The sequence below is a fragment of the Kitasatospora sp. NPDC051705 genome (assembly GCF_044453265.1).
Taxonomy (GTDB): domain Bacteria; phylum Actinomycetota; class Actinomycetes; order Streptomycetales; family Streptomycetaceae; genus Kitasatospora.
In genome coordinates this window covers 259798-268736 of sequence record NZ_JBITCO010000009.1, presented here as the reverse complement: position 1 = coordinate 268736, position 8939 = coordinate 259798, and the positions used below count along the sequence as shown (strand labels likewise).

At 73.9% G+C, this 8939-nt stretch carries 8 protein-coding genes; all 8 read left to right on the top strand.

What is annotated here, in order from left to right; translation table 11 throughout:
* Window positions 1–134: 134 nt before the first annotated feature.
* A complete protein-coding gene (mltG, locus tag ACIA8Q_RS15265) occupies window positions 135–1415 on the top strand; it encodes an endolytic transglycosylase MltG (protein ID WP_360214384.1) in 1281 nt (426 codons plus the stop codon).
* A 150-nt stretch (window positions 1416–1565) separates the two neighbouring features.
* Complete coding sequence (gene mltG, locus ACIA8Q_RS15260; RefSeq protein WP_396317270.1) at window positions 1566–3494, top strand: endolytic transglycosylase MltG; 1929 nt, start codon at window positions 1566–1568, stop codon at window positions 3492–3494.
* Between the two features lie 34 nt (window positions 3495–3528).
* A complete protein-coding gene (locus ACIA8Q_RS15255) occupies window positions 3529–4359 on the top strand; it encodes a shikimate dehydrogenase (RefSeq protein WP_360214380.1) in 831 nt (276 codons plus the stop codon).
* A 262-nt stretch (window positions 4360–4621) separates the two neighbouring features.
* Window positions 4622–5806, top strand: a complete 1185-nt coding sequence (aroC, locus tag ACIA8Q_RS15250) for a chorismate synthase (RefSeq protein WP_360214378.1) — start codon at window positions 4622–4624, stop codon at window positions 5804–5806.
* The gene (locus tag ACIA8Q_RS15245) at window positions 5806–6327 is read left to right on the top strand and encodes a shikimate kinase (RefSeq protein WP_360214376.1); all 522 of its coding nucleotides are present in this window, start codon (window positions 5806–5808) and stop codon (window positions 6325–6327) included. Before aroC ends, ACIA8Q_RS15245 begins: the two co-directional genes overlap by 1 nt.
* Window positions 6320–7411 (top strand): 3-dehydroquinate synthase, encoded by a 1092-nt coding sequence (gene aroB, locus ACIA8Q_RS15240; RefSeq protein ID WP_360214374.1) that lies wholly within the window; start codon window positions 6320–6322, stop codon window positions 7409–7411. The genes ACIA8Q_RS15245 and aroB overlap by 8 nt, the downstream gene beginning before the upstream one ends.
* Window positions 7412–7419: 8 nt before the next feature.
* Window positions 7420–7848 carry a type II 3-dehydroquinate dehydratase gene (gene aroQ / locus ACIA8Q_RS15235; protein ID WP_360214388.1) on the top strand — a complete coding sequence of 143 codons (429 nt, stop codon included), beginning with the start codon at window positions 7420–7422 and terminating at the stop codon, window positions 7846–7848.
* An 80-nt stretch (window positions 7849–7928) separates the two neighbouring features.
* Complete coding sequence (locus ACIA8Q_RS15230; protein ID WP_396317269.1) at window positions 7929–8876, top strand: AAA family ATPase; 948 nt, start codon at window positions 7929–7931, stop codon at window positions 8874–8876.
* The last annotated feature ends 63 nt before the right edge of the window (window positions 8877–8939 follow it).

The window sequence follows — 8939 nt, the reverse complement described above, 5'->3', positions numbered from 1 at the left end:
CGCGCGCCCGCGGGGGGGGCTGGGGGGGGGGGGGGGGGGGGGGGTGTGTTTTTGGGGGGGGGGGGGGGGGGGGGGGGCCGGGGCCCCCCCGCACCCCTCTCGTCTGTTCCGGGACCGCCGAGGGGACGCGAGCCATGACCGACCAGGACTTCCACCCGGGGCTCACCCCCGGCCACCTGGGTGCGCCGGTGCTGGAGCCGCAGGGCCGTCCGCCGGGTGCGCGCCGCCCGCGCTCCGATGCACCGGATCCCCACCGGCGGCGCAACGGACTCGCCTGTGCGCTCACCGCGCTCGCCCTGGTCGCGGTGTTCGGCGGGGCCGGACTGGCCGGCTACAGCTGGCTCCAGGGACAGCGCAAGCCCCCGGCCGCCGCGGACTTCGCGGGGGAGGGTGCCGGCAGCGTCCAGGTCTCGGTGCCCGAGGGCGCCGGGCTCTCCCAGATCGCGTCCGCGCTGGTGCGCAACGGGGTGGTGGCCAGCTCGACCGCCTTCACCCGGGCGGCCAAGGGCAGCGCCGCGGCCGCCGGGCGGATCCAGCCCGGCACGTACACCCTGAAGCAGAAGATGTCGGCCGCGGCCGCGCTCGCCATCCTGATCGACCCGGCCAACGCCAACGGGCTGACCATTCCCGAGGGCTGGCGCGGCTACCAGATCTACGCGGCCATCGACAAGAAGCTCAACCTGCCCGAGGGCACCACCCAGCGCACCGCCAAGGACCAGGGCGCCGAGCTGGGCCTGCCGGACTTCGCCAACGGCAGCCCCGAGGGCTACCTCTTCCCCGCGACGTACAGCGTCACCGACGGCACCACCGCGGTCGACCTGCTGAAGCAGATGGTCGAACGGGCCGGCAAGGAGTTCAGCCGGGACGACGCGGACGTCGTCGCGCAGACCCTCGGACAGAGCCTCTACGGGCTGGTCACCGTGGCCAGCATGGTCCAGGGCGAGGCCGACAACACCGAGGACATGGGCAAGGTGGCCCGGGTGATCTACAACCGGCTGGCCAAGGGCATGCCGCTGCAGCTGGACTCCACGATCAACTACGCGCTCGGCCGCTCCACCCTGAACACCACGGTCACCGACACCCGCCTGGACTCCCCGTACAACACCTACCTGCACCCCGGACTGCCGCCCACCCCCATCTCCAACCCGGGGCGGCAGGCGATCATGGCCGCGCTGGACCCGGCGCAGGGCGACTGGCTCTACTTCGTGACCGTGAAGCCGGGCGACACCCGCTTCACCGACAGCTTCGACGTGCAGCAGCGCAACGTCGCGGAGTTCAACGCCTACCGCGCGACGGCGAAACCGAGCGCCTCGGCCACGTCCCCGGGCGGCCCGTCGGGCGCCGCCTCCGGCCCGGCGGCGGCCACGCCGGGCGGTGCGCCGGGAAGCGCGCCGGCGGGCGAGGTCGGGCACTGACGCCACGTCCGCCCTGCCGGGGGCGCGTCTGCGGTACGGTAACGTCTCCTCCCAGGCGCTGCGCTAGCACGCCGGTTCGAGAATCATCCGGGACGGCGTCCCGGACGGCCGGTCCGATCCTCCGGCCGTCTTCGTCGGTTAAGGGGATCAATGACCGATCTGGGTCGGGGCTACGGCCCCCAGGGCTCCGAGCCGTGGCACCCCGGTGATCCCGGGTACGGCGGTCAGCAGCCGGTCCCCGGCCAGCAGGACGGCCAGTGGCAGCAGTACCCGCAGGGCCAGCAGGCCTACGGGGACGCGCAGCAGGGGTACCAGCAGCAGCCGATGGACCAGCAGCATCCGGGCCAGCAGGGATACCCGCAGGGGTACCAGCAGCAGATGGGGCAGCAGGGGTACCCGCAGCAGCAGATGCCGCAGCAGGGCTACGGCCAGCAGCAGACGGGGCAGCAGGGCTACCCGCAGCAGCAGATGCCGCAGCAGGGCTACGGCCAGCAGCAGTACCCGCAGCAGCAGATGGGGCAGCAGGGGTACCAGCAGCAGCAGATGCCGCCGCAGATGCAGCAGCCGATGGGCCAGCAGCAGATGTCGCAGCAGCAGATGTCGCAGCAGGGGTACGCCCAGCAGCCGGGCATGCCGCAGCAGGCCGACATGCAGCAGCAGGGCGTGCAGCAGCCCGGCATGCCGCAGCAGGGCGCCCAGCCCGGGCAGCCGGGCCAGCCGCAGGGCCGGCGCCGGGCACCCCAGCCGGCCGCCCCCGCCCCGGCCTCCGGGCCCGGTCCGGACGGCATCGACTGGGAGGCCGAGGCCGCCGCGCTGGAGGCGGGCGCCGCCCCGGCCGGGCCCGAACCGGAGACCGACGAGTGGGACGGCCACGAGGACGGCCACCACGAGGACGGCGCGTACGCGGAGGAGGAGGCCGAGGCCGGGCAGTCCGGCTTCCTCGGCGACGAGGACAACTCCCGCGACGCGCAGAAGAAGCGCAAGGAGAAGGGCAAGAAGTCCGGGCGCCGCAACGGCGGGGCCTGCCTGCTGGTCGCGCTGGTGCTGCTCGGCGCCATGGGCGGCGCCGGCTGGTGGGGCTACGGCTTCTACCAGGACCACTTCGGTCCGCCGCCGGACTTCACCGGCGAGGGCACCGGCTCCGTCCAGGTCGAGGTCAAGTCGGGCGCCGTCGGCGGGCAGATCGGCCTGGTGCTGAAGAACGCCGGTGTGGTGAAGAGCGTCGACGCCTTCAGCGCGGCGTGCAACGCCGAACCCAAGTGCGGCACCGTCCAGCCCGGCTTCTACGGGCTGAAGAAGGAGATGCCGGCCGCCGACGCGCTCAAGGAACTGCTCGCGCAGGCGGGCGGCGCGGCGATCGTGATCCCCGAGGGCAAGAACTCCAGCGAGATCTACGCCATGATCGACACCAAGCTGAAGCTCGCCAAGGGCACCACCGCGGGCGTCGCCACGGCCCAGGTCAACGACCTCGGCCTGCCCGCGAACGCCCAGGGCAAGGTCGAGGGCTTCCTCTGGCCGACCCGCTACAACATCGCCGACGGCATGAAGCCCGAGGACCTGCTCAAGGCGATGGTGAAGAACGCCACCGACAAGTACGCGAACCTGGACGCCCAGGCCGCCTCGGTGGGCCTCAAGAACGGCTACGAGGTGCTCATCGAGGCGAGCATCCTGCAGCGCGAGGGCAACAACACCGCCGACTTCGCCAAGATGGCCAAGACCATCCAGAACCGGCTGGCCAACGAGCCCGAGACCCACCACCGCCTCGGCATGGACACCACGCTGCAGTACTCGCTGGGCCGCAAGGAGCTCACCAAGAAGGACATGGACGACGCGTCCAACAAGTACAACACCTACATCAACCAGGGCCTCCCGCCGACGCCGATCTCCAACCCCGGCGACGACGCGATCAACGCGGTGCTGCACCCGGCCGACGGCAAGTGGCTGTACTTCATCGCGATGTCCCCGACCGAGACCCGCTTCGCCGAGACGAGTAAGGAGCACTACGCCAACGTCAAGGAGTACTGCCAGGCGGCCGGGCAGGGCTTCGACGAGGCGCGCGGCCACTGCACCGCGAAGTAGCCCGGGCCGGACGACAGTTCACGGAGACGAAGCGTTGACCAGCAAGCACCGGGCCGCGGTACTCGGTTCCCCGATCGCCCACTCGCTCTCGCCGGACCTGCACCGGGCCGCCTTCGCGGCGCTCGGTCTGGACGGCTGGCGCTACGACCGCTTCGAGGTGGACGAGGCCGGCCTGCCCGGCTTCCTCGCCGGACTGGACGAGGCCGAGTGGGCCGGGCTGTCGCTGACCATGCCGCTGAAGCGGGCGGTCATCCCGCTGCTCGACGAGGTCAGCGCCGCGGCCCGCGCGGTGGACGCGGTGAACACCGTGGTGTTCACCGCGGACGGCCGGCGCACCGGGGACAACACCGACGTCCCCGGCCTCGTCAACGCGCTGCGCGAGCGCGGCATCACCTCGGTGCCGGAGGCGGCCGTGCTGGGCGCCGGGGCCACCGCCTCCTCGGCGCTGGCGGCGCTCGCCCAGGTCTGCACCGGCGAGGTGACCGTCTACGTGCGCAGCCCGGAGCGCGCCCGCGAGATGGCCGAGCTGGGCGAACGGCTCGGCGTGGCCGTGCGCACCGCGGACTGGGAGCGCGGCGCCGAGGCGCTGGCCAGGCCGCTGACCGTCTCCACCACGCCGGCCGGCGCGACCGACGGCTTCGCCGCGGAGCTGCCGGCCGGGCCGGGGGCGCTGTTCGACGTGCTCTACCACCCGTGGCCGACCGCGCTGGCCGCCGCGTGCGCGGCGCGCGGGGCGACCGTCCTCGGCGGGCTGGACCTCCTGGTGCACCAGGCGGTGCTGCAGAGCGAGGCCTTCACCGGGCGCGGCCCGGGTCCGCTGGCCGCGATGCGGGCGGCGGGCGAGCGGGCCCTCGCCGGGCGCTGACGCCGCGGCTGCCCGGTGCCGACGCGGTGCGGGCCGGGTGCCGACGCGGTGCTGCAGGGCGGTGAACCGGTGCGAGCCGGGAGCGGCCGGAGCCCGCTCCTGGCCGGAACCCGTCGTGTACCGTCCCGTCGGTTGGCCGGTTGCCGTCCGGCACGCGGACTGTGCCCACGGGTGCTGCCGGGGCATGAAAGGATTCAGGCACAAGGCACGCCCGGGCGGGCCCCGGCGGTGCCGTGGCCGGTCCGCTGATGAAGGAGCTCCGTTGGGTACGTTGCGCTGGCTGACGGCGGGGGAGTCGCACGGCCCCGCACTCGTCGCGACGCTGGAGGGCCTGCCCGCCGGTGTACCGGTCACCACCGCGGTGGTGGCCGACGCGCTGGCGCGCCGCCGGCTCGGTTACGGTCGCGGCGCACGGATGAAGTTCGAGCAGGACGAGGTGACCTTCCTCGGCGGCGTCCGGCACGGCGAGACCATGGGCAGCCCCGTCGCGATCATGGTCGGCAACACCGAGTGGCCCAAGTGGGACCAGGTCATGTCGGCCGACCCGGTCGACCCGGAGGTGCTGGCCGGACTGGCCCGCAACGAGGCGCTCACCCGCCCCCGGCCCGGCCACGCCGACCTCGCCGGCATGCAGAAGTACTCGATCGACGAGGCCCGCCCGATCCTCGAGCGCGCCAGCGCCCGCGAGACGGCCGCCCGGGTCGCGCTCGGTGCCGTCGCCCGCGCATACCTGAAGGAGACCTGCGGGATCGAGATCGTCAGCCACGTGGTCGAGCTGGCCGCCGCCAAGGCCCCGGCCGGCGTCGTCCCGCAGCCCGCCGACGAGGCCCGGCTGGACGCCGACCCGGTCCGCTGCCTGGACGAGGACGCCTCGAAGGCGATGGTCGCCGAGATCGACCAGGCCCACAAGGACGGCGACACCCTCGGCGGCGTCGTCGAGGTGCTCGCCTACGGCGTGCCGGTGGGCCTCGGCTCGCACGTCCACTGGGACCGCCGGCTGGACGCGCGGCTGGCCGCCGCGCTGATGGGCATCCAGGCGATCAAGGGCGTCGAGGTCGGCGACGGCTTCGAGCTGGCCCGGGTGCCCGGCTCCCAGGCGCACGACGAGATCGTCCCCACCCCCGAGGGCGTCCGGCGCACCTCCGGCCGCTCCGGCGGCACCGAGGGCGGCCTGTCCACCGGCGAGGTCCTGCGGGTGCGCGCCGCGATGAAGCCGATCGCCACCGTGCCGCGCGCCCTGCAGACCCTGGACGTGCGCACCGGCGAGCCGGCCAAGGCGCACCACCAGCGCTCGGACGTCTGCGCCGTGCCGGCCGCCGGCATCGTCGCCGAGGCGATGGTCGCGCTGGTGCTGGCCGACGCGGTCAACGAGAAGTTCGGCGGCGACCACGTCACCGAGACCCGCCGCAACGTGCAGAACTACCTCGACCACCTGATCGTCCGGTAATGGGCACCCCGATCGTGGTGCTGGTCGGCCCGCCCGGCAGTGGCAAGTCCACCGTCGGGCGGGCCCTGGCCGACCGCCTCGGCGTCGCCCTCCGGGACACCGACGCCGACATCGAGGCGCTGGCCGGCAAGCCGATCCCGGAGATCTTCATCGACGAGGGCGAGCCGCACTTCCGCGAGCTGGAGGTCCGGGCCGTGCGCGCCGGCGCCGAGGAGCACGACGGCGTCCTCGCGCTCGGCGGCGGTGCGGTGCTGGCCGAGGCCACCCGCGCCCTGCTGCGCGAACTGCCGGTGGTCTTCCTGGAGGTCCCGCTGGCGGACGCGGTCAAGCGGGTCGGCCTGGACGCGCCGCGCCCGCTGCTGGCCGTCAACCCGCGGGCCCGCTGGCGCGAGCTGATGGAGGCCCGCCGCCCCCTCTACCTGGAGGTGGCCACCGCCGTCGTCGACACCGCCGGCCGCACCCCCGAGCAGGTCGCGGACGCCGTACTGGAAGCACTGGAGCTGAAGACCCCCCATGACTGACCCCATCGTCAGGATTCACGTCGGCGGCAGCGCCGGCCACGACCCGTACGACGTGCTGATCGGGCACCAGCTGCTCGGCGAGCTGGCGCCGCTCATCGGCACCCGCGCCAAGCGGGTCGCGCTCATCCACCCCGAGGCGCTGGCCGCCACCGCCGACGCCATCCGCGAGGACCTGCTCGGCGAGGGCTACGAGGCCATCGCGCTGCAGGTGCCCAACGCGGAGGACGCCAAGAGCGCCGAGGTCGCCGCGTACTGCTGGTCGGTGCTCGGCCAGACCGGCTTCACCCGCAGCGACGTCGTCGTCGGCCTCGGTGGCGGCGCCACCACCGACCTGGCCGGCTTCGTCGCCGCCACCTGGCTGCGCGGCGTCCGCTGGATCTCCATGCCCACCACGCTGCTCGGCATGGTCGACGCGGCCGTCGGCGGCAAGACCGGCATCAACATCGCCGAGGGCAAGAACATGGTCGGCGCCTTCCACCCGCCGGTGGGCGTGCTCGCCGACCTCGACACCCTGGCCACCGTGCCCCGGCACGACTACGTGTCCGGCCTCGCCGAGGTCATCAAGTGCGGCTTCATCGCCGACCCGGCCATCCTCGACCTGATCGAGGCCGACCCGGAGGGCGCCAAGACCCCGGACGGCCCGCACACCGTCGAACTGATCCGCCGCGCCATCCAGGTCAAGGCCGACGTCGTCTCCGGGGACCTCAAGGAGTCCGGCCGCCGCGAGATCCTCAACTACGGCCACACCCTCGGCCACGCCATCGAGCGCAACGAGCGCTACAAGTGGCGGCACGGCGCCGCGATCTCCATCGGCATGGTCTTCGCCGCCGAACTCGGCCGCCTGGCCGGCCGGCTGGACGACGAGACCGCCGACCGGCACCGCACCGTGCTGGCCTCCGTCGGCCTGCCGCTGACCTACCAGGCCGCGGCCTGGCCGAAGCTGCTGGACGCCATGAAGATCGACAAGAAGTCGCGCGGCGACCTGATCCGCTTCATCGTCCTGGACGGCCTCGGCAAGACCTCCGTCCTGGAGGGCCCCGACCCGTCCCTGCTGGTCGCCGCCTACGCGGAGGTCTCGGCGTGACCCGGGTCATGGTGCTCAACGGCCCCAACCTCGGCCGGCTCGGCAGCCGCGAGCCCGACGTCTACGGGGCCACCTCCTACGCCGGGCTGGTCGAGCGCTGCACGGCGCTCGGCGGGGAGCTCGGCTTCGAGGTCGAGGTGCACGAGACCAACTCCGAGCAGCAGATGGTCGAGTGGCTGCACGAGGCGGCCGACGGCAAGGTGCCGGTGGTGATCAACCCGGGCGCGTTCACGCACTACTCGTACGCGATGCGGGACGCCGCCGCCCAGCGCACCGCGCCGCTGATCGAGGTGCACATCTCCAACCCGTACGCCCGGGAGACCTTCCGGCACACCTCGGTGATCGCCGCCGTCGCCTCCGGCACCATCGCCGGATTCGGGCTCGGCTCCTACGAGCTGGCCCTGCGGGCGCTGGCCGAACGGCTCACCACGCGCTGACACCCCGTTGACGGCCGGTCAGCGGCCCGGCGGCGGACTGTGCCCGCCGCCGGGCCGACGTGTATCGTCCCCGCTGAGAGGTGTCGGAGGTGACCGTGACGCAGTACGCCGGGAGTGGGCAGGTCCCGCCGCGACCCGTCGCTCCGCCGGTGCCGCCGGGGCCCGCCGGGCCCGGGGCCGGGCCGTCGCTCCCACCGGGAGCGCAGCCGGCGGGGACGGGCCCGATGAGCCCGACGAACCCCGTGGGTCCGATCGGTCCGACGAGCCCCGCAGGTGCGGCCGGACCGCCGCCGATGCCCCCGGCACCCGTGCCGACGCCCGCGCCGGCCCCGCCGGTGTCCGTACCCGGCGCGCCCCCCGTGGCGAGCGCACCGAGCGCGCCCGTCCCCGCCGGGGCGACCGGCCACTTCGTGCTGCCCTCCGGCATGCCCGTCCAGCTGCCCGCCCACCCGCCGCAGCGGCACGCGCCCACCGGGCCGATCGCCGTCCTGCTGATCGGCCCGGCCGGCGCCGGAAAGACCACCGTCGCCCGGTACTGGGCCGAGCGGCGGCCCACCCCGACCGCGCACATCAGCCTGGACGACGTCCGCGAATGGGTGCAGTCCGGCTTCGCCAACCCGCAGTCCGGCTGGAACAACGCCTCCGAGGCGCAGTACCGGCTCGCCCGCCGCACCTGCGGCTTCGCCTGCCGCAACTACCTCGCCAACGGCATCTCCTGCATCATCGACGACGCCGTCTTCCCGGACCGCCCGGCCATCGGACTCGGCGGCTGGAAGCGCCACATCGGACCGGGCATGATCCCCGTCGTGCTGCTGCCCAGCCTCGACTCCGTGCTGCGCCGCAACGCCCGGCGCAACGGCAACCGGCGGCTCGGCGACGAGGAAGTGGCCCGGATCCACGGCCGGATGGCCGGCTGGTACAACTCCGGGCTGCCGATCATCGACAACTCCTACCTGGACGTGGCCGGCACCGCCGCCGAACTGGACCGGGTGATCCTCGCCCGGCTGATGGGCATGCCGGTCCGCTGACCTCCCCGGCCGGGCCCGGCCGTCGGTGGCGGCTGCGATGATGGACCGGTCCCGTCGGAGTAC

Bases quoted from the DNA above. Each gene is read 5' to 3' on its own strand.
- mltG (WP_360214384.1), top strand. From the start codon at position 135: ATGACCGACCAGGACTTCCACCCGGGGCTCACCCCCGGCCACCTGGGT.
- mltG (WP_396317270.1), top strand. From the start codon at position 1,566: ATGACCGATCTGGGTCGGGGCTACGGCCCCCAGGGCTCCGAGCCGTGG.
- ACIA8Q_RS15245 (WP_360214376.1), top strand. From the start codon at position 5,806: ATGGGCACCCCGATCGTGGTGCTGGTCGGCCCGCCCGGCAGTGGCAAG.
- aroB (WP_360214374.1), top strand. From the start codon at position 6,320: ATGACTGACCCCATCGTCAGGATTCACGTCGGCGGCAGCGCCGGCCAC.
- aroQ (WP_360214388.1), top strand. From the start codon at position 7,420: ATGGTGCTCAACGGCCCCAACCTCGGCCGGCTCGGCAGCCGCGAGCCC.